Consider the following 26844-nt stretch of genomic DNA (forward strand, 5'->3'; position numbering starts at 1 on the left):
ATACAAAGGAGAATCCTATGACTACATTCAAAATGTACAAATCCACGGGTGAAGAAGAGTTATTCGTATCTCTATCCCAGGAGCAATTGAAACCACTGGATACTGATAAGGAGACAACGACGATCCATCTGGATGATCAGCTAACGTATCAGGAGATGGACGGATTTGGTGCTTCTTTTACCGATTCATCTGCCTATTTGATTAACCAAATCTTGAGTGAGGAGCAGCGTGATGAGGTCATGACCAGGCTTTTCCATCCGGAGAAAGGGATTGGGCTGTCGGTCATCCGTAATCCGATGGGCGCTTCGGACTATGCGAGAACGATATACAGTTACAACGATATGCCAGAACAGCAGACAGACCCGGAATTAACCCAATTCAGCATTATACATGATGAAGGGGACGTTATTCCTTTAACGCAAAAGGCGTTGGCATTGAACCCTGAACTGAAGCTGTTTGCTTCACCATGGAGTGCACCCGGCTGGATGAAAACGAGCGGATCCATGATCACTGGACAGCTGAAGGCTGAATGGTATCCCGTTTATGCTGAATATTTTGTGAAATACATTCAAGCATATGGCAAGCATGGATTACCCATCCATGCCATTACACCACAGAATGAGGCGCTTTATGAACCCGGGCACTATCCGGGTATGTTGATGCCAGCCGAGGCCCAAGCAGATTTTATCAAAAATCATCTCAAACCAGCCTTTGTGCAAAACGATATTCAAACCAAAATTCTCTGTTACGATCACAACTGGGATCAACCGGACTATCCACTGACCGTGCTGGAACAAGCGGGAGAGGAAGTGGATGGTGTAGCCTGGCATTGGTACGGGGGCGATGCTTCTGCTCAAACGAAGGTTTATGAAGCTTTTGCAGGGAAAGAAGTGCATTTCACTGAAGGTTCGGGTGGAGAGTGGATTCCGCCATTTGAGCAAGCTTTCTCAAATGTGATGCGAACGGGAATTCAGATTCTTCGCAATTACAGCAAGTCCTTTGTACTTTGGAATATGGCACTTGATGAGAACAACGGGCCAACCGTTCCTGGATTTGGCCGCAGTACGTGCCGTGGGATCGTACAGGTGAATCAGCAAACAAAGGAACTTACGTATACGCTTGATTATTATGCTCTGGCACATTTCAGTGCTGTGATCCGTCCGAAGGCTGTTCGGATCGAATCAATATCCAGTGATGATGGAATTTGTTCTGTGGCTTTTAAAAATGCCGATGGTTCCGTAGCTTTAGTCCTCTTCAATGATGGAGAGGAGACGGGCAACATACAGGTTAAGCTGCGCGACGATGTATTGATGCAGTTTCAGCTGGAAAGCAAGAGTGTCTTGTCCGTATTGATCACAGATTAATAAATAAATAGATGGAGTTATAAGTAGGCTTCATCAGAAATGAAACCAAAAGAAGCGATATCCGGAATGTACTCGGATATCGCTTCTTTTGGTGAAATTCATCTATTCAGGGTTATATTATACGGGCTGAATAGCGAGATGGGGTGTCCCACTACTCTCATCAACGAACAGTATATATTGGTTGCCAGCTGTCCCTGTTAAGACCAGACCGGGTTGACCTGCAACACCAGGATTGTAATATCTGAATTGTTGCAAAACGGGGAGGGAGACTGGAAGAGTAGGTTGATTAAGTGCCATTAATTGTGTAGCGGCCTTAACGCTATCTCCAGCTTCAATCACTCCGCCTACACCCAAATGGTTGACAATCGAGGAGCTGGCGTTGATTTGAAGGCTGCCTGTTATGGTCTGACTGCCATTGACGTTTAGATCGACACCAACGGTTTGATTACCATTAACTTGCAGATCTTGGTTAATGGTCTGATTACCGGTGACAAGGATGCTATCAAAAGTTGGCAAAGATATCATCTCCTATACAGTATTCATATATTCTATGAGGACAAGATCTGGAATGATCCGGGTGGCCACACATTATATACTTGGGATAAAGCCCCTTTTGCAAAAAAAGAGTTAGCGAAACACTATGTCATGCATATTGTAGGCAGAGAATGTTTTCGTATGGAACGGGAGGGTTTGCTATCCAAAAGAAGTCAAAAATGCAGGTTAAGTCCACGAAAAAGAAACGTTCAGTTCATGATGCGAACCGGTTATTCCTGAGACAGATGAATGTGGTTCTGAACAGGAAACTCAAATCCATGCGTAAACATATGGAAGTACAGCAATTGGAACTGAATCAGCAATGGCTGAAAATGATGCAGGTGGGAAGCATACCTACCCGAGAAGTACCAAAAGTGATCTATAAGGAGTTAAATGTGCTTCTTATCACTCCTTGTAATGACCGAGAAATGTCATCACATTGTGTCCTGATTGAACAGAGTCTGAAACATCTCGTGAGAAATGTGAATGAGATTAAATATATCGAAACCGTGTCAGCCTGTTTGTCTTCCTATGATGTTGACCTGATTATGGTTATCGGAAGCCGAGAAAACTTGCCGGATGAGAATATTACAGCATTAAGGACATCCACCGTGAAAAAGGCCATCTGGTTGTCTGCCGATCAACAAGTGAATCAAAGCGAAACTATTCTACCGATTTTTGATCACGTGTTTACACAACATTCAACCCAAATAAGCGATGATCAGCATCATATGGGAAGCACTGGTAGTCATGAACTGTTCATGCCACCTGATCCACATATATTCTGTCCGCAAGCTGTTCCCTCGGAGTACGAATCGGATGTTTATATCATCGGGGATGCAGAATCGGATGGCATCGTCAACGCTGTTGCCAAATCGGGTCTTTTGGATAACAAAAAGGTTCGGGTAGATGGAAAGGGTTGGGCACAGATCGGGGATTTCAAGCCTGTTCATACGAATGAAGCTCGTCAGATGTTATATAACGGAAGCAAACTGGTTATTCATCGTGGCGAATCAATCAAAAACGTGATGGAAATTGCCGCATGTGGGACGTTTCAACTCATAGGACCATCTGTGAATCAGAGCAACGTGATTGACCTTAGTAACTTTCAACAATACAACTCTTGTGAAGAGCTCACTCAGAAGTTTGAACTTTACTGGCATAGTGTTGATGCAAGGAGACTGGCCGCTAGCCATGCTCTGGCATACATGAAATATAATCAATCCCATCTACAAAAAACATTGCGACTGCTGGATATCATTTTCATATAAATCATCCCAAAAATCACAGGAGCGTAGGCTGCATCATGTTGCTGCATTGGAGGAGTTCTGATTGAAGGTAATTGCTCTGCATCTGCCCCAATTTCACCGGATTGAGGAGAACGACCGATGGTGGGGGGACGGTTTTACCGAATGGACGAATGTAAAAAAAGCCGCGCCTTTATATTCGGGTCATCATCAGCCTAAACAGCCATTTCAGGGGAAATATTATGACCTTTCCGATCCAGATGTACGAAAGTGGCAAGCGGAAACGGCTAAACAGCATGGCATTTATGGATTTTGTTATTATCATTATTGGTTCAAAGGCAAGCGTTTGCTGGAAAAACCAGTGAATGAAATTTTGGATAGTGGGGAGCCTGATTTTCCTTTTTGTTTGTCTTGGGCCAATGAGACATGGACAAGAAAATGGGATGGGCAAGAATCCGATATTCTCATGGCCCAGAATTATGGGGATCGAGAGGATTGGGAAGAACATTTCAATTATTTGGTAAAAGTATTTAAGGACAAACGATATATTCGAGTGGAAGGTAAGCCGTTGTTTGTGATCTATCGACCAGCCAGTATTCCGCAATGTGAGGAAATGATTCAGTTTTGGCGTGAATTGGCTTTGAAGCATGGCCTGAAAGGGATTCATTTTGTGCAGACCATTGGTGGATTCCCTACATTTAATCGTCAGGTCTTTGATGCGAGTATGGAATTTGAACCGCATTATACGTTTGCACATGGACATATGAATGGAATCTGGATCGAAATGAACATCAAGGGACAGCAGCATATTGCTGTGAATTACGACAAGGTATGGTCCTCCATTCTCGAACGAACACCACACCGTAACGGAGAAATTGTCTATCCAGGTGCTTTTGTCAATTGGGATAATACACCGCGGAGAGGTGTTGACGGACAGAGTACGCTCGGGGCCACCCCAGAGAAGTTTGGGCTGTATCTGTCCAGACAGATGGAACGAGCGAGGACGCTGTACAAAAGTGAATATCTTTTTGTTAATGCCTGGAATGAGTGGGCGGAAGGGGCATATCTTGAGCCGGATCAAAACTATGGTTATGCTTATTTGAGCGAACTCAAGAAAGTAACTCAGCATGAATCGAACAGAAACAAGTCTATAGGAGGGAGTTCCGAATGAGGGAACTCTCTCTTTGCTTTGGCTTATTTATAGACCATGTTTCGTTGTAAGTACCGTTTGTTGTTTGCGGTATTCCGTTGGAGTTAACCCTGTATGCTTTTTGAACTGTCTGGAGAAATAATACAAATCACTGAAACCGAGATGCTCGGCGATGGTGGTTATTGTGTTCGGGGTGCACGCCAGCAACTCCTTGGCCTTATCGATTTTTTTGCCAGTAATATAGAGGATCGGAGGAACTCCGATCTGCTGCTTGAAGAATCGAATGAAATAATTCGGATGCATGTAGGCGATCTGGGCCAGATCCTGAACCGAAATATTCTCTTCGATGTTGGAATCAATATAAGCCAGAATGGTGGACAGTTTCTCCATGACAGGCACGTTAATAAAAGAGATCTGATCCAGATCCAGATTCATTATATAGTGAGACAGTAGCTCGGTTAGTTTGCTCTTGGCCATCATATGGCCATAGACTTCATCGGATTTTGCATATGTAAGGATACTGCTGAAGATTGCTTGAATCAACTCAGGTTGATCTATCGTACAGATGTGTGGGAATTTCAGAATTTGGAACAGATTGATTCCACCAACCTTCGCGCTAAAGTGACACCAATATTTGAGAAAAGGACTTTCATTAATGGCAGAGTAAGACTGTTGGATCCCCTCTGGCATTAAAATAAGTTGATTAGGTGCAGGGTAATACTCCTCATCCCCAATTTTGAGCCAACCTTCACCTTCGCATATGAAATAAAACTTGCTGTAATCGGGCGTGTAATCCAGATCCCGCCAATCCGTATCACACCGATTGTAATTGACCATGAATAATTCGACTTGGAGATTGGACAGGTAGTTCGTAAGCAAAGTTTGGTGATTCATACTTTTCATCTCCATACAAGGTTATTATTGTCCATCTAAAAGTTAGTGTTCTGCATGTCTATCTTTCGGCCGTAGCACTACAATACAACTACAGACAATAACAGAAGGGATGAGAACATCTCATGGACAAAAACGAATATTTGCAACATATTGAAGCAACGATTGAGAGCGGTAAATTCAAGGACAACTGGAGTTCGCTTAGCACCTTCCAAGTACCCGAATGGTACCCAAAAGCGAAATTCGGCATATTCATTCACTGGGGGCTATATTCTGTACCGGCCTATGATAGCGAATGGTATTCGCGAAATATGTACATACAAGGCACCAAAGCTTATGAACATCACCTTGAGGTGTATGGACCTCATAAGGGCTTTGGATATAAAGACTTCATTCCGATGTTTCGTGCAGAGAAGTTCGATGCAGACGAATGGGCAACGTTATTCAAACAGGCTGGAGCCAGATATGTTATGCCTGTGGCTGAGCACCATGATGGTTTTCAGATGTACAAAAGCTCTATCTCTCACTATAACACATATGAAATGGGCCCCAAACGGGATCTTCTGGGTGAGATGAAGGTTGCATACGAGAAGCAGGGGCTGACATTATGCGTGTCGTCTCACCGCGCCGAGCACTGGTTCTTCATGTCTCACGGGAAGGAGTTTGATTCAGATATTAAGGAACCCCTGGAGCGTGGGGATTTCTATTGGCCTGCCATGCCTGAACCCAAGGATCACTTCGACTTGTATGACTCACCTCCAACCGAGGAGTATCTGGAGGACTGGTTGATTCGCTGCTGTGAACTGGTCGATCAATATCAGCCAAAGGTCTTTTATTTTGATTGGTGGATTCAAACGGTTGCTTTCAAACCCTATCTTAAAAAATTTGCTGCCTATTATTATAACAAAGGCGAAGAATGGGGCGTGCCTGTTGCTATCAATTATAAACATGAGGCCTACATGTTTGGTAGTGCCGTTCCGGATGTGGAGCGGGGACAGTTCGCTGAGCTTAAGCCCTATTTTTGGCAAACGGATACAGCTGTTGCTAAAAACTCATGGTGTTATACGGAAAATAATAACTATAAAACGGCTGAAGAGATCATTCGGGATCTCGTCGATATTGTAAGCAAAAACGGAAATTTACTGCTGAACATTGGGCCCAAAGCAGACGGCAGCATACCGGAAGAAGATCGTGAGATTTTGCTGAGCATTGGCAAGTGGCTGGAAGTGAATGGGGAAGCGATCTATGACACGTCATTCTGGCGTACGTTTGGTGAGGGTCCGACAGAGGTGAAGGAAGGGCAATTCACGGATGGGGATACGAAGATATTTACGAGTGAAGATATACGGTTTACGTTAAAAGAAAGTACTCTGTATGCCACGGTTCTTGCCTATCCAGATAACGGGGTGGTGCAGATTAAATCCCTGAAGGAAAATTCTCATCATTTTCAAGGGGTCATTCAAGATATTCAGGTACTTGGTTACGAGGAACAACCGAAATGGGAGAGAACAGCGGACGCACTGACAATCACAACGACAACTGTGAAAAGTAATGCGCCTATTGTTTTCAAAATTAAATTGGACTAATCAACAAAGATAAATTAAATACTGTAAATATAAAAAGGGCGCATCCAGGAGTATTGTACTCATCGGATAGCGCTCTTTTGGTTGGGCTATATATAGGGCTGACTTCCATGCAAAATCCTCTCCGTGATAATGGAGGTTTCTCCAAGATGAAACTGTAATTCGGAAATTCACTTATATAATAATCACGAAATTCTTGCTTGCTAATATACTGATATCATCAAACCAGTGATGTTCGCCTGTAATGGATTGATTGAGACTCACTAAGGAGGATCTGCTAAAAAGATGAAACCAAAGAAACGCATCAGATATGGTTGGAGCGGATTTAAGAAAAAAAAAGCTGAGGACTGTGACCATCCCCAAGAGCAGCACAAAGAACACCATCACGAGCACCATCATAACCACCACAATCATCATCACAATAACCACCATCATAAGTGTTTTGACAAAGAAGCCGAATTCCTTCTCAAATTAATTGGTGAGTTGAAAGGAGCAATTGTACAGGTTTTTGCGAATCCCTCGCCTCACAATGTTTCACTTCTGATTGAGGTACTGCGTAAATTACTGGCTCTGGTTCATTGCTCGGATTTGAAAAAGGGAACCAAGGCAGATCTCGAAGCGATCTTGGAGCTTACCATTGTATCTGCAGAGGCCGTTCCATTTTCTCCGATCAGTGTGGGAACCAATTTGCAGCAATTGCTGGATGTGCTCCTATCTGTCATTTTACAGGGGAATATCGATTCGGCTGAGAAAGATCAACTGGTCATTTTGATTCGGGCGACCGAATTGGCAATCACAACAGGGCTTAGAAACATAGGCAGTCAAGGTCCGGCAGGACCTGCAGGACCAGCGGGTCCTCAGGGCGTACCTGGTCCACAAGGCCCGGCTGGCGTTGCTGGTGCTCAGGGTGGTGTAGGTCCAGCTGGTACACCGGGAGCTGCTGGTGCCCAGGGACCCGCAGGTGCGACAGGTGTTACTGGCGCAACGGGTGCGGCAGGCCCAGCAGGTGGCGCAACAGGAGCGACAGGTGTAACGGGGAGTACAGGAGCTGTTGGAGCAGCGGGCGTTACAGGAGCAACAGGTGATCCTGGCGTAGCAGGAGCCACCGGAGTCACCGGGGCTACCGGGGCAGCTGGACTTGCGGGAGTCACCGGGGCAACGGGTGCAGCCGGAATTGCTGGGGTAACCGGGGCTACTGGCGCAACTGGGATTGCGGGAGTAACTGGCAGCACTGGTGTTACAGGAGCTACGGGTTCGGGCGCCATCATACCATTTGCTTCTGGCGGACCTGCCATATTAACAACGATTCTTGGTGGACTGGTCGGAACGACAAGCCTTATCGGTTTCGGCAGCTCGGCAACAGGAGTCAGCATTCTGGGTGGCACGATTGATTTAACGGGAACGATTGTCGGACCACTCATTAACTTTGCGTTCTCTGTCCCACGGGATGGCGTTATAACTTCCATTGCTGCCTATTTCAGTACCACAGCAGCCTTGGCCTTGGTTGGTTCAACGGTGACCATCACTGCGCAATTATTCAGTTCACCGACTCCGAATAATGCATTTACTGCGGTTCCGGGGGCGGTCGTTACACTGGCACCTCCACTCACCGGTATTATTGCATTGGGTAGTATCTCCAATGGCATAACAACCGGATTGGCTATACCTGTGACTGCACAGACACGTCTGCTACTGGTGTTCTCGGCAACGGCAGCCGGACTTTCTCTTGTGAATACCGTTGTTGGTTATGCAAGTGGCGGCGTGAACATTACATGATGAGATATAAATTTTGAGATGAACGACATGAGAGTTCTCATGTCGTTCTTTTTCTTGATTTGAAATTTTGATTATGAGGTCTTGGTTGTATAGAACTACTACAAACTATTATTCATCAAAAAAAATGCATGAATACGAAAAATAAGCTGAAATACGTAAGCGACATCAGACACATAAAAGCATTAAATAGACTTATTTTCTATATTTTTCAATATAGTGCTTGTGTATATCGAATAATGACTTTATACTATACCAATAAAATCCAATTAAATTCCTAATCGACTATTATATGTAATTAAAATGTTTAAGCACTCACTCGAATCACGATCGAAAGTCATATCCACCACTCCTTAGCAAGCGTTCTGCTAACGCTCCAGATTACCCTTCCACATGAATGCTTATAGACATTCACTCTCATTGCATTATTCAAACACCCAAACTATTCACTCACATGGTTTAATCTGATTCATTCAATCTCCTAAACTTCCAAGTAAAAAATCATAGACTGATCTGTTATCTCTTCTGACTCATATTGTTCCCTAACCAGACCTGTAAAGGAGGTGAGGCTTTATGTGAAATCCAGGGTATCTATTTCGTACGCAATAAAGGTAATTTACCGTTTCATTCTGCAGAGAAGGGCATATGTACCAGACTAAATTAAAAAACCGGGTAAAAGGAGTGGAAAAGTTTGATAAAGATTAATCGGTTACGCAAGCCCATCTCCATGGGGCTCTCGCTTCTCCTTGCATTTTCGATCATTCATCCGGTTTCAGCTGAAAACTCCACATCATCCAAATTGGATATGAAATCTGGACTTGCCAAAGTTACGGAGTCCAAAGTAAACGCCAAGCTGACCAAAGAATTTGATGGTAGTGAATATGTGACCTATCTGGTGAAAATGAAGGAACAGGTGGATACAGCAGCAGTCTCCAAACAGGCCCTTGAAAAGGCGACCATCGCCAAACAAACGGCTTCAGCCACAAAGCTGTCCGTTCGTAATTCGGTTGTCAGCTCTCTGCGAGAAACGGCCTCGCGTACACAATATCCATTGGAAACTTATCTGGAAAAGGAAGTTGACCTGGGTAAGGTCAAAGAATATAAAAGCTATTTTATCGTAAATTCACTGGCAGTAACGAGTACCAAAGAAGTCATGGAACAGATTGCGCTGCTGCCTGAGGTGGAGAAGATTCTACCGAATGAGACGAGATACTTACAGAAAGCCGAAGTGAGTAAAGAACCGGCGAATGCGGCACCAGGCAAAGATGCTGTCCAAACGCCAGCTAAAGACTCTTCAGTCGGTGTCAAAGACAAAGACAAAGAGCCTGCTGCAAAGGACAAGCTTGCGACAGAGAACGTGGAATGGAACCTGGATTACATCAATGCGCCTGCCGTGTGGGATCGGGGCATCGATGGAACAGGGATTGTTGTTGCCAATCTGGACAGCGGTGTGGATTATACCCACCCGGCGCTTCGCAGCAAATGGCGGGGACTGGATGCTTCGGGCAATATCGTTGATCCCGAACTGAGCTGGTATGATCCGCACAGTAATGCTTCCCTCCCTGCGGACGGAGACGGGCATGGTACGCACACGATGGGTACGATGGTTGGCTCCGAAGCAGATGGTACCAACCAGATCGGGGTTGCTCCCGGTGCGAAGTGGATTGGTGTACGGATATTCAATCCGGAAACAACAGATGCCATTATTCTGGATGGCGGACAATGGTTGATCGCTCCGGTGGATGCGGAAGGCAATCTGCATCCTGAACTTGCACCGGATGTTGTTAACAACTCGTGGGGCGGAGGCGCAGGATTGGATGAATGGTTCCGTCCTATGGTCCAAGCTTGGCGTGATGCTCAGATTTTCCCGGAATTCTCCGCAGGAAATGTGAGACTGGGTAACCCGGGCGGACCTGGTTCTGTTGCTAACCCAGCCAACTATCCTGAAAGTTTTGCTACAGGAGCAACCGATATCAACGGAAATCTGGCTTCGTTCTCCCTGCTGGGCCCATCCCCGTATGGTGAGATCAAACCGGAAGTATCTGCACCTGGTGTGAATATCCGTTCATCAGTTCCGGGCGGAGTATATGAGGGAGGCTGGAACGGAACATCCATGGCAGGCCCACATACAACTGCACTTGCTGCACTGCTGCTTCAGGCCAATCATTCCCTTACGGTGGATCAGCTGGAGCAGATCATTACAGATACAGCCACGCCGAGAACGGATAGTCAGTATCCGACATCTCCTAATAACGGCTACGGTCACGGCATTATTAATGCCCTTGATGCTGTGGGGTCTGTACTCGAAGGAATTGGCACGGTATCCGGCAGAGTGGTTACGGCCGGAGATGATCTGGAAGAGCCAGTACTGGCACATACCCCTGTTAATTCTGCCTTTACAGGCATTGATATACCACTAACGGCTCATGTGACAGATAACGTCGCAGTAGTCTCCGTCGAGGCTTTTGCCAAAACGACAGGCACCAACCAGTACGTTTATCTACCGATGAACCGGATTGCTGGAGATAACAAAGATGGGACGTATACAGCGACAATCCCTGCTTTTCTTATTGAACCGCAAGGTGTGGAGTATTATATCCGTGTGAACGACTACGGTAACAACGGATTCGAAAGTCAGGTATACAAAGTGGCTGTGTCCAATGGTGTTCAGCCAGGATACCTTCAGGATTTTGAAGAAGATCAGCTTGGATTCACGACTGGCGGAACCGGAAGTACCTGGGTATGGGGAGCACCAAGCAGTGGTCCTGGAAGTGCCTACTCCGGTGACAAGGTGATTGCAACCAATCTGCAAGGAACTTATGTGGCGAATAGCAATGCATATCTGCTTGCGCCGCCAATTGATCTCACCGAGAGTCCGGAAGGGGCATTGTTATCCTTCAAGCACTGGTATGACTTGGAGAATAACATCGACTTCGGCAAGGTATACATCGCTTCCGAGGATAGCGATTATGTGTTCCAAGAACTGTTAACCTTCACGGGTACAGGTGGCAATTGGAAGACACAATATGTGGATCTTCGCGAATACGCGGGACAGCAGGTGTTCATCAAATTCAATCTGACGAGCGATAATTCATTGCAAAAGGCTGGCTGGTACATTGATGATTTCGCTGTAGAAGAACTGGATGAGATTGCTCCGGGTGCTCCTGCCGGATTGTCTGCGACGGCCGATATTCTTGGTAATGTAGCCTTGAGCTGGACGGGTCCGAGCGATGAGGATCTCGAATCCTATATCGTATATCGCTCCACAACCGCAGGTGCAGGTTATGAATCCATTGGAACTGCAACAGGAACAACGTTTACAGATACGGCTACGGTGACAGATTCGACGTATTATTATACCGTTGCCGCACTTGATTATAGTGGCAATGAAAGCGACAAATCGAATGAGGTCTCCATTACAGTAGAGGTGCCTCAGGATATCTACATCGATCATTTCGATGGCAGTGATGATAATGGCTGGACTCATTCAGGAACCAAAGATGAGTGGGAACGCGGTATTCCGGTAACGGGACCTGCCAGCGCGGTTTCTCCACCGAATGTCTGGGCGACTGATCTCGACAATACGTACGAGAGTGGCTCCAACTATTCACTCGTATCTCCGGTCATTGATTTGACGGATGTGTCCGAAGGAACACTTACGTTTAATCATTGGTACGAGATTGAGAGTGGATACGATTACGGGTATGTGGAAGTCACCAAGGATGGTGGAACCACATGGTCAGAACTGGACAAATTCTCACATAGTACCAACGGTAAACAATGGACACCTGTATTTTATGATCTGGATGCACTTACCGGTAATGAAGTTCAATTCCGGTTCCGCCTGACCTCAGATAACAGTGTTGTGAAGACAGGCTGGTTCATTGATGATTTCCGTGTACTGGGAGTTGCTGCAGAGACGGTAACGGAGGACAGTGCGGTTGTGCTTAACAATGACAAACCAAAACCGTCCTATGATAATCCATGGTACAAAATTTCGCGGACAGACAAAGCGGAATTTAACAAAACGAAACAGCAACAACCTGAAGTTGAAAAACCAGGAACAGGTTCGGTTAATCCACAAAGCCTGCCTGCAAGTGCAACGGTTACCGTACTGGAAACCGGACGTTCGGTGAAGACAGATCCAGCTACAGGCAAGTATAACTTCACACACGTAGCAGGTGATTACACGTTAAAAGCTGAAGCATATGGATATTATCCTCGAACTCAGCAGGTGACGATTACAGATGGCAATGGAGCCAAAGCCAACTTTAATCTGGAAGCAATTCCGCATGGGCAGATTGAAGGTGTAGTAACGGATGAGCGGACAGGACAACCACTGGCTGATGCTTCCGTTCTCGTGGTGGAAGATGCGAATGTAGGTGAAGTTCGCACAGGTTCAGATGGCAGCTTCGATATTCAGGTATTGGAAGGAAGTTATACCCTATCCATCCGGGCTGCAGATTATTACAGTAAAACCGTTACTGTGACAGTCCCTGGTAATGGTACGGCTGAGGCAAATGTTGCCTTAAAACCATTCATCGGTTTCCCTGGGGAAATTGCTTATGATGATGGAACAGCAGAGAACGCACGAGCTTTTAATGCTGCGGATAACGCTTGGGCAGTTCGAATGACACCAGAGCTGGAGACCGCTCAACTGACAGGTGCATCGTTCCGATTCTGGAACACCGAATGGCCTGTACCTGGAGGCACAGCGTTCCAATATGCCGTATATGATGCATCGGGTGCGGGCGGAGCTCCGGGACGGCAACTGGCTGGACCATTTGACGGTACTGCACTTCGTAACGATCAATGGACAACCGTTGAATTCCCAGAACCGGTCATTGTAACGGGTGATTTCTATATCGTGTATGTACAGAGTTTAGCTGGAACTAGCGCTCCGGGACTCGCTACCGATGAGGATGGTCCAAATGCAGGTCGAAGCTGGCAGCGTGTAAGCGGAGCATGGAGTACTTCACCGGTAGAAGAAGGCAATTACATGATTCGTGCAGTCGTGAGATATCCGGTAAATGCACCTGTGCTCACAGTACCTGCAAACACGTATACGAATCAATCGACCTTCACTGTGTCGGGAACGTCTCCGGCATCTGGAGCTCAGATCAAGATCTACAACGGCAAGGATCTGGCTGGCACCACAACGGTGGCAAATGGGAAGTTCTCATACGGTGTGAAGCTCCGTTCTGGCATTAATGCGATTACTGCGGAGGCAGTGGTAGACGGTAAAACAACGGACCGTTCACTCCCCGTAGTCATTATTCTGGATCAGACCAAACCACAATTGACGATTCTCACGCCAGCTCAAGGGGATCGCATCAATGCAGAAGTGGTTCACGTAACGGGTAATGTCGTGGAACAATTCCTCGATAAGGTAACCGTTAACGGACAAACCGTACAAGTGGGTAAAGACAGAAGTTTCAGTCACCGTGTATTGGTCAATGAAGGCGAGAACACAATAACCATTACAGCAACCGATATCGCTGGTAACAAAACAACCGTAACCCGCACCGTCTATGTGGAAACGGCGTTGCCAGAACTTACGAATATTACTCCGGCTGAAGATGTTCGAATCACATCAGGGGAGAGTGTTACCGTTTCATTTGATAGTAAACCTGGTCTGCAAGCATCTTTCCGTATTCAGTTACCTTTGAATCTGAATGCCCAAGGGGCAGGAGAGATTCCATTGGTGGAGACTGAACCTGGTCGTTATACGGGTACGTACACAACACCTTCATCCCTTGTTCTGGATGGTGGAGTCATTGTGATTCGCGCTCAGGATGCAGCAGGCAACAAAGTAGAGGCGGAAGCAGCTGGACGATTGTTCGTCAGCGCAGCACAAGAACAATCCGTTCCAGAACCAGATTCGAGCCCTGAAGAGAATGGAACGGAAGTGAGTCCACCGTCCGCTGAGGGTCTGCAACCTTAATTATGCAAAGTATGACTTGGATGATAACTGCGTTTTGACCATCTAAGCAAGAAGCCGATAAGCCGAGGTATCAGGGCTTGTCGGCTTTTTGTTGTCTCGATTCATAACTGACGCCTAAGATTAATGAAGCATCCATCGGGATGCTTTTTCTTTTGCTCTCATATGACAGCAGGTGAGTTGTCTCCTTTCTTCACATTAATGATATAACATGATATATTAGGATGTAGAACATGAGAAGTATGGGTATTTATGGAGGTGCTTGTATTGGGGAAAGACTCGGCATCCAAGCCGATGTATGAACAGATCTTTGAATCCTTGCGCGAACGGATACAGCTTCATCAATATCAAGTGGGTGAGCGTGTTCCTTCGGAGAAGGAATTATGTGATGAATTCGGAGTGAGCCGGATTACAACTAAAAAAGCACTTGAGATGCTGGCGAGTGAACAATTAATTGTTCGTCAGCCGGGACGGGGTTCCTTTGTAGCCGACACAGCAGATATGTTACAGGAAAGACCTAACAGACCTGCTCCGCGTGCTTCGGTTAAAGATCCAGAGAAGAAGCTGCTCATTGGTCTGGTCATTACTAATTTCAGTGATATGTATGGTACAGAACTGTTATATGGTATGGAAGAAGCTTCGCGAGAGCATGATTGTTTTCTCGTACTTAGACGTTCCTTCGGGATTCCCGAGCAGGAGGAACAGAGCATTCAGGAACTGCTGGAACTGGGTGTGGATGGATTGATTATTTTCCCGGCACAGGGTGAATATTTCAGCGATGAGATTCTTAAACTGGTCGTTAACAAATTCCCGTTTGTCCTGATTGACCGGTACTTGAAAGGAATTCCGGCTTCATCTGTCAGTACGGATAATGTAGGCGCGGCGCGAGAAGGGACGAATTATCTGTTCAACCTCGGTCACCGACACATCGCTTTTCTGACGCAGCCTCCGGCGAACACTACACCGATTGAAGAACGAATTGAAGGAATCATTGAGGCTCATCATGATCAAGGGGTGCTGGTGAACAGGGAACTGTGGTTAGAATCTTTTCTTTCGACACTGCCAAGTGTGTTTGATCCTCAAGTCGAGGTCCGTGATGTGGAGACATTGGTGGAACATTTACAGAAATATCCCCAGATTACTGCACTCTTTGCTGCGGAGTATCATATTGCTTTACTTGCAGAACAGGCAGCGGATCGGCTTGGTCTGAGGATCCCGGAAGATATGTCCATCATTTGCTTTGACAGTCCAAACGCTGCCGAAGGAAGCCGTGTAACCCATATGAGACAAAGCCAGTTTGATATGGGAAAACAGGCATTCGAGATGGTGCTTCAAAGTATGCAGAACAACGAAATGGCAGTGAACAGGGTTGTTTTGCCTGCCCGATTGGTGAAGGGTAAGTCAACGAGTATGGTGAAACAAAAGGGTTAATTATAACAACTTAATATTCATTGTGTTCAATCAGGGGCTTCGTATAAACGAGGCCTCTTTTTGGTGCGGATAAAATGGGGATAATTGCTTCAAATGGTATATTATTTAGTGTCGTTAAATTAAAATAACATGCTAATATACAAATAAATATATTGACATAACATTATATTCGTTTTAGGATGATGAAAGCGGTTAACAAACTGGATTACATAAGGAGGACAACATGCTGACACCCAGAGATGATCAAGAAATTTCTCCCTCAATATACGACATGATTGATCAGGTTAACAAACGTATGCCGGACCATCCGGAACTCAACCAAATGTTCAAAAATTGTTTTACCAATACGATGGCGACTACAATTCAGCGCAAAGAAGATGGAACAACTTTTGTGATTACGGGAGATATTCCTGCCATGTGGTTACGTGATTCTGCTGCTCAGGTGAGACCATATTTGGTTCTCGCTTCAGAGGATGAAGATATCGCCGACATGATCGCTGGACTGGTTGAACGTCAACTGAATTATATTCTCCTGGACCCTTATGCAAACGCTTTTAATGAGACGGAGAGTGGGAAAGGACATCAGGAAGACCTGACGCAAATGAATGATTGGATCTGGGAACGGAAGTATGAGATCGACTCATTGGCTTATCCGATTCAGCTCAGTTATCTCTTGTGGAAGAACACAGGAAGAACAACTCAATTCAATGATACGTTCCGTAAAGCAGCCCAGATCATCATGCAGTTATGGCAAGTGGAACAGCATCATGAGACGAAATCACCCTACACGTTCCAACGTCTGGATGCTCCCGAAACCGATACGCTCACCCGAGAGGGACGAGGTACTGAAACAGTTTACACAGGCATGACTTGGTCGGGATTCCGTCCCAGCGACGATCGTTGTGAATATGGTTATCTGATTCCATCCAATATGTTCGCTGTTGTGGCGCTTCGATATCTACAGGAAATTGCTAAAGCCGTGTTCGAGGATGAAACGCTGGCAGCGACTGCTCAGCAGTTGGAGGAACAGATCAACAAAGGTATTCAGGATTATGGCACCGTTGAACATCCGGAATATGGAACCATATATGCCTACGAAACGGATGGGAAAGGCAATCACAATCTGATGGATGATGCCAATGTGCCGAGTCTGCTGTCTTTACCTTATCTCGGATATGTGGAGGAGAACGACGAGGTGTATCAGAATACACGCCGTTTCATTTTATCCACGAACAACCCGTATTTTTATGAGGGAACAGCTGCAGCGGGAATCGGTAGTCCGCATACACCGGAAGGGTACATCTGGCATATCGCGTTATCGATGCAGGGGCTGACTACAGAGGATCGCAATGAAAAACTACGATTGCTTCAGCTCATCCATAAGACGGATGCGGATACCGGACTGACCCATGAAGGCTTTTCGGCTAACAATCCACATGAATATACACGTCCATGGTTTTCATGGTCCAACATGCTCTTTAGTGAACTGATTATGGATTATTGCGGATTCCGCGTACAGAAATAGATAGGGAAGCAAGAGATAACCTGCGAGTACATCATAACGTTCGGAGTTCGTTGAATTCCGACAAGAGGAGAGCGAATCATGAGAAAAATATCATTGAAAATGCCGGTAGCAGCAGTTATGACATCCTTGCTCATTCTTACTACAGCCTGTTCGGGCGGAAGCTCAAGCACAGGCACAACCAGTGACGGCAAGAAGGAAGTAACTGTATCGTTCCGTTCTTCAGGATCTGAAGATACACTTACGAAATTCTTCCAATCAGGTTTGGTGGATCAATTTGAGAAAGAAAATCCGGATATCAAAATCAACATTGCGCCTGTACTGGCAAGTGAAGGCGATTATACGTCCAAAATGGTTCTGCAAATGAAATCCCCGGATACGGCACCGGATGTCATTGCCGAAGATACATCCATCATCAAATCCGATGCTGCTGCGGGATATCTGGAGCCACTGGATACACAGGTTCAGGGATGGTCCGATTGGAAAGAACATATCATCGACAACCTGAAGGCAGGGGTTACCGGAGAAGACGGCAAAGTGTACGGCGTTCCGGCTACCTCGGATACACGCGGAATCTGGTACAACAAGGAACTGTTTCAACAGGCAGGACTTGAAGTTCCGTTCAAACCTGCAAGCTGGGCAGAAGTACTCGAAGCAGCACGTACGATCAAGCAAAAACTGCCGGGTGTGACACCACTTAATATGATCGTGGGCAAAGCAAACGGTGAAGGTGTCACCATGCAAACACTGGAAATGTTGCTCTATGGTACGGCGGACACGCTGTATAACGACACCAGCAAGAAATGGGTCGTGAACAGCCCGGGGCTGCTGGATTCCTTCAAATTCATAGATCAAGTGTTTAACACGGATAAAACAGGTCCAACCATGCAGGTTGCCCTGAATGGACAAGCTGGCAGTATTGCATTCCAGCAACAGTTCCCGCAAGACAAACTGGCGATGGCTGTAGATGGTAGCTGGGCAGGTTCGACATGGGCCGAGAACGGTGCTGCTCCAATCGCCAACGTTGAAGAAAAAATAGGTTTTGCACCATTCCCAACACAAAATGGGGAAGAACCTGGAGCAACTACGATGTCTGGAGGATGGGCTTGGTCTGTTCCTGCACAAGCGAAGAACAAGGAAGAAGCTTGGAAATTTATCGAGTTTCTGATGAATAAGGAAAATGCGACTGCTCGTGTAGTAGCGGAAGGCAGCCTCAGCCCACGTAATGATTCCACAGAAGTTGAAGGTTATACGGATCGTCCTTATACCAAAGAAGCACAGGAACTCTTGAATGTGGCCCACTTCCGTCCAGCGAACGATCAATATGCAGCGGTATCCGCACAATTGCAAAGCATTGTTGAGAGTATTGCCTCTGGCAAGCTGACGCCGGAAGAGGGAGTTACACAATTGAAGGACAATGTATCTCGTTCCCTTGGCGCTGACAGCATCGAAGAGAAATAAGGATATCGATATATTCGGAGGGGGAGGCATAATCTCCCCTTTTTCCGGTTCGAATGGAGAGTGACTTATGAAAAGGAAAGCACCAGGTTCATTTCTGTTTCTAATGCCTTCCGTACTGTTATTACTTGTGTTTTTCATTGTTCCCATCATTCTGACGATCTGTTTTGCCTTTACGAACATGGCTCTGACCGGGGCGGCAGCCAAGAGTTTGGAGTTTGTTGGATTCCAGAATTTCATTAATATGTTCCATGATCCGGACTTCCGGATTAGTGTCTGGCGCACGTTAGTCTTTCTCATCTTCTCCGCAGTGATTGGTCAGGTATTGCTTGGTTTCATTCTGGCGCTTCTAATGAAGGAGAAAAATGTGACGTTCCGCCGTGTCATTGGCATCATCGTTATTGCGGGTTGGGTGACACCCGAAATTGTCGTGGCATTTTGTATGGTGGCCTTTTTCAGTGACAATGGTTCATTGAATCAGATCCTCGGCTGGTTTGGAGCGAATCCAGTCTCCTGGTTGTTCAGTTTCCCTATGGTGAGTGTCATTATCGCGAATATCTGGCACGGCACAGCCTTTTCGATGATGGTCTATCAGTCGGCACTGGATGATATCCCGAAGGAAGTTGAAGAAGCTGCGATTATTGACAGTGCCACCGGGTTCCAGATTGTCAGACACATTACGATTCCAATGGTAAAAGGGTCCATCGTGACCAACATGATGTTGGTTACTCTACAGACACTGGGTGTGTTCACGCTGATCTATACGATGACCGGTGGTGGCCCGGGTACTTCAACACAAACCTTGCCGATCTTCATGTACAACCAGGCCTTTGTGAACTATCAATTTGGATACGGCACAGCCATATCTCTGGTTCTGTTGTTCATCGGTATTATCGCCAGCCTGTTCTACATGCGATCTATGAAAGTGAAAGTGTAACCATGAAGGAGGTTCGATCCCTATGGTCAAACATGGGCTTCAACGCAAAATCCAGTACGGGATTCTAGTTTTTCTAGGGCTCTGTTTTTTATTGCCGCTGCTCTGGATCATTCTGGCTTCATTTGACCCGAACGCGCAACAGGGTATCAAAATGCCCAGTACCTGGACCATTCAAAATTTCAAGGATGTACTCGGGGATTCGAGCAATCTTCGTTCATTCGGTGTAGGCCTGATTCTGTCGGGAGGGCAAGCGATATTGGTTGTTCTGGTATCGGTTCTTGCTGCTTATCCATTATCCCGTTATGAAATGAGATTCAAAAAAAGCTTCCTGTTATCCATTTTGTTCATGACAGCTCTTCCGATTACTGCCGTGATGGTTCCGGTATTTCAAATGTTTCTGTTCTTCAAAATGCAAAATAGCATCATTGCCACGATGCTGTTCCTGACTGCATCCTCACTTCCTTACGGCATCTGGATGATGAAAAACTTTATGGATTCGGTGCCAATCGATTTGGAAGAATCGGCATGGATTGACGGAGCGTCCGTGTGGAGTAGTTTGAGACGAATCGTGGCGCCATTGATGTTGCCGGGTATTGCAACAATAGCGATATTTACCTTTTCAGGAAGTTGGGGCAACTTCTTCGTGCCATACATCCTGCTCCAGACACCGGAGAAACTTCCGGCATCGGTCACGATTTATCAATTTTTCGGCAGCCACGGTATGGTTGAATACGGCAGGTTGGCTGCATTTTCACTACTTTATACAATGCCTTCGGTTGTGCTATATATCTTCTCCCAGCGTTACATGTCCAAAGGATTCAGCATGGGCGGGGCAACCAAAGGTTAATGACAGGAGGTACGTAACATGACAACCAAAAAGACGGCACATCTCATCTCGCATACCCATTGGGACCGCGAATGGTATATGCCTTATGAACACCATCATGTACTGCTCATTGAGCTGATGGATAAACTGCTGGACACACTCGATCAGGACCCGGAATATCGCTATTTCCATCTGGATGGGCAGACGATTATTCGTGAAGATTATTTGCAGGTTCGGCCCGAACAACAGGAGAGGCTCGACCGTTATATTCGTGAAGGACGCATTCATTTTGGCCCATGGTATGTGTTACAGGATGAGTTTCTGACCAGCAGTGAGGCCAACTTGCGTAATCTGCTCATCGGTCATCGTGATGCTCGACCTTTGGGTGTGATATCCAAGACGGGATACTTCCCAGACTCGTTTGGAAATATGGGACAAGCACCGCAGATTCTGCAACAGGCGGATATTCATAACGCGATCTTTGGACGCGGGGTAAAGCCTACCGGATTCAATAATGCCGTGGTTGATGCGGATAGTTACGAATCTCCCTATTCCGAGATGATCTGGCGTTCGCCGGATGGTTCGGAAGTGCTCGGCATTTTGTTCGCGAATTGGTACTGCAATGGGATGGAGGTTCCGGTTGATTCGGAGAAAGCCCGAGCCTATTGGGATAAAAATCTGGCGGATGCCGAGAAGTTTGCCTCGACTCCACATCTGTTGTTCATGAATGGTTGTGATCATCAGCCGATCCAGACGGATCTGCCCGAGGCTTTACGTACGGCGGCTGCGTTGTATCCTGATGTAGAATTTATCCACTCCAATTTTGACGATTACATTGAGGCGGTTACGAAGGAAGTGCCTGAGCATCTGGCGACTATCGAAGGCGAGCTTCGCAGTCAGCACACGGATGGTTGGGGAACACTGGTGAATACGGCATCCGCACGGGTCTATCTGAAACAGATGAACCAGCAGGGGCAGACGTTGCTTGAAAAAGTAGCCGAACCACTCGCCGCGATGGCCCATATAGCCGGGGTAAAAGATTATCCGCACCATCTGTTGACGCATGCATGGAAGATGCTGATGCAGAACCACCCACATGATAGCATCTGCGGATGCAGTGTCGATGAGGTTCACCGTGAGATGGTGACCCGCTTCGCCAAGAGCAGACAGCTTGCAGAGAAACTGGTTTCCCAGAGCGCGCAGGCGATTGCTGAGTCCATTTATGTGCATCCTGCTGAGGCTTGGGGAGAGGAAGCGGTGCCGTTCACTGTGTTCAACACGAGTGGATGGAATCGAAATGGAATCATTGAGATGGATCTGATTGTGGACAAAGCATTTTTCCCGGAAGGTCCTCATCCTCAAGCCCTTGCGCAAAAGTTGGAAGAGGATGCACTGCCAGTGTATCAGCTGGTCGATTCAGATGGACGCACGTATTCGGCAGAAATCAAGGATCTGGGTGCGCATTTTGGCTATGAACTTCCGAAGGATCGCTTCCGACAGCCTTATATGGCTCGTAAAGTAAGAGTGACTTTCCAAGCGGTGGATGTACCTTCTCTAGGTTATAAGACGTATGCTCTCATTCCAGTAGAGAAACAAGCAGAGATTGTTGAGATTGTTGAAGTGCCCGATACGAGTGAACTCATCCAGGTGCAGGGAATGATGATGGAGAACGGTCAATTACGGGTGACGGTTGAAGAGAATGGTACGGCAACAATTGAAGATAAGGTCTCCGGTGCTGTATACAGGGGATTGAATTCATATGAGAATACCGGTGATATCGGCAATGAATATGTCTACCGTCAACCTGAGGGAGAGACAACGCTGACCACGGAGCATCTGAAGGCAGACCTGCGGATTGTGGAGCAGTCTCCGTACCGGGCAGTTATGGAAAGTGTATTACGCTGGGATATTCCTGCTGGAGCAGATGAACTGTTCGAGCTGGAGAAGCGCCAAATGGTTCCTTTTACAAAACGGAAGGCACAGCGAGTTAAGAACACTGTTCCGTTGGTGATTACGACAACGTATACGTTGGAAGCAGGCAGTAATATGGTCAAGGTAAAGGCTGACTTTACCAATCAGGCCAAGGATCATCGACTGCGTGCATTATTTCCATCAGGACTGGTGACAGAGGATCATTATGCAGATTCCATCTTTGAAATTGCCAAACGTTCCAATACACCGGCCAAAGAATGGGTGAATCCGAGTAATGCGCAGCATCAGCAAGCGTTTGTACATGTGACCGATGGTGATCATGGCTTGATGATTGCAAACAAAGGGCTGAATGAGTACGAGATTTTACAGCATGAAGAGGGCAGTACGATTGCAGTTACGCTGCTGCGTGCCTCTTCGGAACTGGGAGATTGGGGTGTGTTTGAAACACCGGAAGCTCAATGTCTGGGATCTCAGAGTGTGGAATATGCGATGATTCCATTTGCAGGTGATGCCGCACAGTCAGGAGCATGTGCATCCGCATATATGTATCCGATTCCTTGGACGACTGTGCAGCTAGGGACGCTTGCGTATACATTTGAGCAAGAAGGTCATGCCGGTGCCGATGGGCACAAGGTTGAACTGCCTCTGTCGAAGCAATGGCTGGTATGGAATGCACAAAGTTCGTCACTAGCCTTCTCCACATTGAAGATCGCAGAGGAAACCGGAGATTTGATTGCTCGCTGGTATAATCTAAACTCCGAACCCGTTGAGTTGAACGTGCAAACTGGATTCGAAACTGCCTCCGTTTATGAGAGCGATGTGCTGGAACGGGTTAAGGGCAAGTTGGAGGGGCATAGCCAGACGGTATCGGGGTACAAGATTGTTACACAAGGTTATTCGATACTTTGAGTTGATTATTGAATATCATAATTATAGAAACCTCCTGGTCACGGTAGCGTGGACAGGAGGTTTTTGTTGTGTGCTCCGTTATGTAAAATATATCAGGGATTTGGGCAAGTGTATAAATGTCTAATAACATTCATGTCGTGATTTTATACATTTATTGTCGTGAGTTTCTATTAAAAATAGATTAAGTCTGTGATAACTTATAGATAAATGTCAGAATATTATATAGTATGGAGGTAAGACACATTGACCATTCGAATTGGAAAAATTAGCTTGTGGCATGTTCACGCATGGGATTACATCAAGCAGGCACAGGAACATGAGGATACAGTCATCGCCGCTGTGTGGGATGAAGATGCTAAGCGCGGACAGGAAGCGGCTGAACGCTTAAACGTACCGTTCTATGCTTCAATCGAAGATATGCTGGCCAAGGACGATATCGATGCCGTTATTATAGATGCGCCAACCCGCAGCCATGAAGAGGTGATCACCGCTGCTGCAAAAGCAGGTAAACACATCTTCACGGAGAAGGTTATTGCGTCGACACAGGCGGAATCCAACAGAATCCTCAATGAGGTAAAGGCAAACAAGGTCAAGATGGCAGTCTCCTTACCGCGTCTGAATGCAGGATATACGCTAACGATACAGGATGTGCTTAACCAAGGATTACTTGGTAAAATAACTTATGTAAGAGCGCGTTTATCGCATGATGGAGCGATTTCCAACTGGTTACCTGAACACTTCTATGATCTGAAGGACTGTCAGGGCGGTGCGCTGATTGATCTGGGTTGCCATCCAATGTATCTCGCCAAACTGTTTCTGGGTCAGGAAGTAACAGCGGTTAATGCGAACTTTGGATATATTACAGGCAAAGAAGTGGAAGATAATGCAGTTGCAACCTTGTTTACGGATTCTGGAGCAGTCGGCGTTGTTGAAGCCGGTTTTGTGAACAGCCATTCTCCGTTTACGATTGAGGTTCATGGTACGGAAGGTACAATTCTGTACGGAACACCCGAAGAAAAGTTATTGATTTGCACGAAAGCAGCACAGGGACAGTATCAAGACTGGACTGAACTTCCTTTGGCAGACCAAAGAGAAAGCGCATTCAATCAATGGGTTGCACATATACAGAATGATACGGATGCAACTGAAAACGTGCAGATCGCTATGGAGCTGACCCGTTTGATGGAAGCAGCGAATCTCTCTGCCAAAGAAGGGCGCAGAATTACTCTGAAAGAGTTGAAGGGTTAGTTTTTATTAAGGAGGTGTGCAATCTTGAGCCTGTATCCTTATGAGAAAATGCTTGAACGGCAGGATCTCTTGGAGAGACTGGATATTCTAATGGTTTGGGGACATTATGAGATTCGCGTGATGCGATTTCATCTGACTTCTTTTCCAGCGGGCCGAGTTGTGGATTTCCATAATCATGCGGAGTTTGAGTTTCATTTTATCCCGAGAGGTAAAGGTAAAGTTATTCTGGATGATCAGACACATGCACTCTCGGAAGGTATGCTGTATTTGACTGGACCGGGTGTCGTTCATTATCAGGAGGCTGATGCCAAAGAGGACATGGATGAACTATGTCTTCATGTAGATATCGTTCACAAGCCAAGGGAACATGTCGATCCCTGGGAAGCAGCAGAATCCGAGGAAACGATTGAAAAGCTGAGAACGCTTCCGCTTACTCCGGTGAATGATTATCATAGGGCAATGCATTGTTTTTTGGAAGCCTACGAGGCATGTGATCTAAAATTGTTAGGTTATTATACGTCGATCAAGCAACTGGTTATCAGCATATTACTCAAAACCGTGCGAGCATACGACACCGGGGGGAATCGACCGGAAGCCCCTGTGCGGGATATGTCGGTATATCGCTATGAGTATGCACTACAGTATATGGAGGCGAATCACCCTTCGGTGGTCACGCTGGAGCATGTAGCTGAGAAACTTCATATTAGCAGCAGACAATTGCAGCGAATCTTCTACCAAGTACAGCCGGAGATGCCGTTCAGCCGTGTACTGGAGGATATTCGTCTGCGCGCCGTGTGCCGCAATCTGGAGGAAAGTAACGTATCCATTGAACAGATCGCACTTGCTTCAGGATTCAATAATGCCAACTATTTGCATGCTGTATTTCGCAAACGTCTGGGGATGACCCCGTCGGCTTTTCGTAAAATGAAACAACCAATACTTAAGTGAGGGTGAATATATATATGAGTAAAGTATATCGTATCGGAATTATTGGCTGTGGTGGAATCGCGAATGGTAAACATCTGCCGAGTCTGAGTAAACTGGATAATGTTGAACTGGTGGCTTTCTGTGATATCGTTCAGGAACGTGCGGATGAAGCCAAACAGAAATATGGCACTACTGAAGCCGAAGTCTACACGGATTATCAGGAATTGCTTAAGGATGAGTCTTTGGACATTGTGCATGTACTTACCCCGAATATTTCTCATGCCGAGATTTCTATTGCTGCCCTGGAAGCGGGGAAACATGTCATGTGTGAAAAGCCAATGGCGAAGACATCTGCTGAAGCACAGCTCATGCTGGAAGCGGCAGAACGTACCGGCAAAAAACTGACTATCGGATACAACAACCGTTTCAGAGAAGACAGTCAGTATTTGAAGAAGGTGTGCGAAGCAGGTGACCTGGGTAATATTTATTTTGCCAAAGCACATGCGATTAGACGTAGAGCAGTACCAACATGGGGTGTTTTCCTGGATGAGGAGAAACAAGGTGGCGGCCCATTGATTGACATTGGTACGCACGCACTTGATCTGACGCTCTGGATGATGGATAACTATCAACCAAAAGTTGTGCTGGGTACGACCTATCATGAGCTTTCACAACGTGAAAATGCGGCCAATGCCTGGGGCCCGTGGGACCCAAAACAATTCTCCGTAGAAGACTCGGCCTTTGGCATGATTGTGATGGAGAATGGGGCAACGATCATGCTGGAATCCAGTTGGGCACTGAACTCACTGGATGTGGATGAGGCGAAATGCAGCTTGAGCGGTAGCGAAGCGGGTGCGGATATGAAGAACGGACTGCGCATCAATGGTGAGAAATTCAGCCGTCTATACACCAATGAGATTGAACTGAGTGCAGGCGGGGTAGCTTTCTACGATGGTAAGAGCGAGAGCGCACCGGATGTTGAGATGAGAAAGTGGATTGAAGCGATTGAGAACGATCAGGAGCCGGTGGTCACACCGAAACAAGCGCTGGTTGTATCTCAGATCTTGGAAGCACTCTATGAATCTGCTCGCACAGGCAAGGCTGTGTACTTGAATAACGGTAACGAAGCATAGAACAGACATAAAATAATAGATTACAAAACCCTTTGTCC

The 26844-nt window shown here is 46.3% G+C and carries 17 protein-coding genes; 15 read left to right on the forward strand and 2 right to left on the reverse strand.

The genetic code is table 11. The annotated features are described in order from the left end of the window. Window positions 1-17: 17 nt before the first annotated feature. The gene (locus C161_RS13915) at window positions 18-1364 is read left to right on the forward strand and encodes a glycoside hydrolase family 30 protein (RefSeq protein ID WP_036670764.1); all 1347 of its coding nucleotides are present in this window, start codon (window positions 18-20) and stop codon (window positions 1362-1364) included. Window positions 1365-1481: 117 nt separating this feature from the next. Here the strand turns inward: C161_RS13915 and C161_RS13920 are convergent, their stop codons facing one another. After that, on the reverse strand, window positions 1482-1889 hold the full coding sequence (locus C161_RS13920) for a hypothetical protein (RefSeq protein WP_235193806.1): 408 nt from the start codon (window positions 1887-1889) through the stop codon (window positions 1482-1484). A 188-nt stretch (window positions 1890-2077) separates the two neighbouring features. Between C161_RS13920 and C161_RS13925 the strand changes: the two genes are divergently transcribed. Both C161_RS13925 and C161_RS13930 read left to right on the forward strand, forming a co-directional pair. Then, window positions 2078-3169, forward strand: coding sequence for a hypothetical protein (locus C161_RS13925; protein ID WP_036670766.1), 1092 nt, complete (start codon window positions 2078-2080; stop codon window positions 3167-3169). A gap of 61 nt (window positions 3170-3230) precedes the next feature. Then, a complete protein-coding gene (locus C161_RS13930; RefSeq protein WP_051449723.1) occupies window positions 3231-4316 on the forward strand; it encodes a glycosyltransferase WbsX family protein in 1086 nt (361 codons plus the stop codon). 27 nt (window positions 4317-4343) lie between these two features. Here C161_RS13930 and C161_RS13935 read toward each other — a convergent pair whose 3' ends face one another. Continuing rightward, window positions 4344-5189 carry an AraC family transcriptional regulator gene (locus C161_RS13935; RefSeq protein ID WP_036670768.1) on the reverse strand — a complete coding sequence of 282 codons (846 nt, stop codon included), beginning with the start codon at window positions 5187-5189 and terminating at the stop codon, window positions 4344-4346. Between the two features lie 122 nt (window positions 5190-5311). Here C161_RS13935 and C161_RS13940 point away from each other — a divergent pair, with 122 nt between their 5' ends. The 12 genes from C161_RS13940 (at window position 5312) to C161_RS13995 (ending at window position 26806) form a co-directional block, all read left to right on the forward strand. Continuing rightward, window positions 5312-6772, forward strand: a complete 1461-nt coding sequence (locus C161_RS13940) for an alpha-L-fucosidase (protein WP_036670770.1) — start codon at window positions 5312-5314, stop codon at window positions 6770-6772. Window positions 6773-7054: 282 nt separating this feature from the next. Then, complete coding sequence (locus tag C161_RS13945; RefSeq protein WP_036670771.1) at window positions 7055-8545, forward strand: exosporium glycoprotein BclB-related protein; 1491 nt, start codon at window positions 7055-7057, stop codon at window positions 8543-8545. 688 nt (window positions 8546-9233) lie between these two features. After that, on the forward strand, window positions 9234-14486 hold the full coding sequence (locus C161_RS13950; protein ID WP_036670772.1) for a S8 family peptidase: 5253 nt from the start codon (window positions 9234-9236) through the stop codon (window positions 14484-14486). A 255-nt stretch (window positions 14487-14741) separates the two neighbouring features. Continuing rightward, window positions 14742-15914 carry a GntR family transcriptional regulator gene (locus C161_RS13955; protein WP_327196792.1) on the forward strand — a complete coding sequence of 391 codons (1173 nt, stop codon included), beginning with the start codon at window positions 14742-14744 and terminating at the stop codon, window positions 15912-15914. A gap of 223 nt (window positions 15915-16137) precedes the next feature. After that, a complete protein-coding gene (locus tag C161_RS13960) occupies window positions 16138-17439 on the forward strand; it encodes a glycoside hydrolase family 125 protein (RefSeq protein WP_036670775.1) in 1302 nt (433 codons plus the stop codon). A 78-nt stretch (window positions 17440-17517) separates the two neighbouring features. Further along, complete coding sequence (locus C161_RS13965) at window positions 17518-18897, forward strand: extracellular solute-binding protein (protein WP_036670776.1); 1380 nt, start codon at window positions 17518-17520, stop codon at window positions 18895-18897. A 67-nt stretch (window positions 18898-18964) separates the two neighbouring features. Next, window positions 18965-19831, forward strand: coding sequence for a carbohydrate ABC transporter permease (locus tag C161_RS13970; RefSeq protein WP_036608294.1), 867 nt, complete (start codon window positions 18965-18967; stop codon window positions 19829-19831). 22 nt (window positions 19832-19853) lie between these two features. Continuing rightward, complete coding sequence (locus C161_RS13975) at window positions 19854-20678, forward strand: carbohydrate ABC transporter permease (protein WP_036608291.1); 825 nt, start codon at window positions 19854-19856, stop codon at window positions 20676-20678. Window positions 20679-20696: 18 nt separating this feature from the next. After that, complete coding sequence (locus C161_RS13980) at window positions 20697-23498, forward strand: alpha-mannosidase (protein ID WP_036670777.1); 2802 nt, start codon at window positions 20697-20699, stop codon at window positions 23496-23498. Between the two features lie 243 nt (window positions 23499-23741). Beyond that, window positions 23742-24746 carry a Gfo/Idh/MocA family protein gene (locus C161_RS13985; RefSeq protein ID WP_036670778.1) on the forward strand — a complete coding sequence of 335 codons (1005 nt, stop codon included), beginning with the start codon at window positions 23742-23744 and terminating at the stop codon, window positions 24744-24746. Between the two features lie 24 nt (window positions 24747-24770). Beyond that, the gene (locus C161_RS13990) at window positions 24771-25694 is read left to right on the forward strand and encodes a helix-turn-helix domain-containing protein (RefSeq protein ID WP_235193807.1); all 924 of its coding nucleotides are present in this window, start codon (window positions 24771-24773) and stop codon (window positions 25692-25694) included. A gap of 14 nt (window positions 25695-25708) precedes the next feature. Next, window positions 25709-26806, forward strand: a complete 1098-nt coding sequence (locus C161_RS13995) for a Gfo/Idh/MocA family protein (RefSeq protein WP_036670781.1) — start codon at window positions 25709-25711, stop codon at window positions 26804-26806. The last annotated feature ends 38 nt before the right edge of the window (window positions 26807-26844 follow it).

It is taken from the genome of Paenibacillus sp. FSL R5-192, assembly GCF_000517845.1.
Taxonomy (GTDB): domain Bacteria; phylum Bacillota; class Bacilli; order Paenibacillales; family Paenibacillaceae; genus Paenibacillus; species Paenibacillus amylolyticus.

What these genes read in the sequence shown, in the direction of transcription:
- C161_RS13915 (WP_036670764.1), top strand. Translation starts at nt 18, where the DNA reads ATGACTACATTCAAAATGTACAAATCCACGGGTGAAGAAGAGTTATTC.
- C161_RS13920 (WP_235193806.1), bottom strand. Translation starts at nt 1,889, where the DNA reads ATGATATCTTTGCCAACTTTTGATAGCATCCTTGTCACCGGTAATCAG.
- C161_RS13925 (WP_036670766.1), top strand. Translation starts at nt 2,078, where the DNA reads ATGCAGGTTAAGTCCACGAAAAAGAAACGTTCAGTTCATGATGCGAAC.
- C161_RS13935 (WP_036670768.1), bottom strand. Translation starts at nt 5,189, where the DNA reads ATGAATCACCAAACTTTGCTTACGAACTACCTGTCCAATCTCCAAGTC.
- C161_RS13940 (WP_036670770.1), top strand. Translation starts at nt 5,312, where the DNA reads ATGGACAAAAACGAATATTTGCAACATATTGAAGCAACGATTGAGAGC.
- C161_RS13945 (WP_036670771.1), top strand. Translation starts at nt 7,055, where the DNA reads ATGAAACCAAAGAAACGCATCAGATATGGTTGGAGCGGATTTAAGAAA.
- C161_RS13960 (WP_036670775.1), top strand. Translation starts at nt 16,138, where the DNA reads ATGCTGACACCCAGAGATGATCAAGAAATTTCTCCCTCAATATACGAC.
- C161_RS13965 (WP_036670776.1), top strand. Translation starts at nt 17,518, where the DNA reads ATGAGAAAAATATCATTGAAAATGCCGGTAGCAGCAGTTATGACATCC.
- C161_RS13970 (WP_036608294.1), top strand. Translation starts at nt 18,965, where the DNA reads ATGAAAAGGAAAGCACCAGGTTCATTTCTGTTTCTAATGCCTTCCGTA.
- C161_RS13975 (WP_036608291.1), top strand. Translation starts at nt 19,854, where the DNA reads ATGGTCAAACATGGGCTTCAACGCAAAATCCAGTACGGGATTCTAGTT.
- C161_RS13980 (WP_036670777.1), top strand. Translation starts at nt 20,697, where the DNA reads ATGACAACCAAAAAGACGGCACATCTCATCTCGCATACCCATTGGGAC.
- C161_RS13995 (WP_036670781.1), top strand. Translation starts at nt 25,709, where the DNA reads ATGAGTAAAGTATATCGTATCGGAATTATTGGCTGTGGTGGAATCGCG.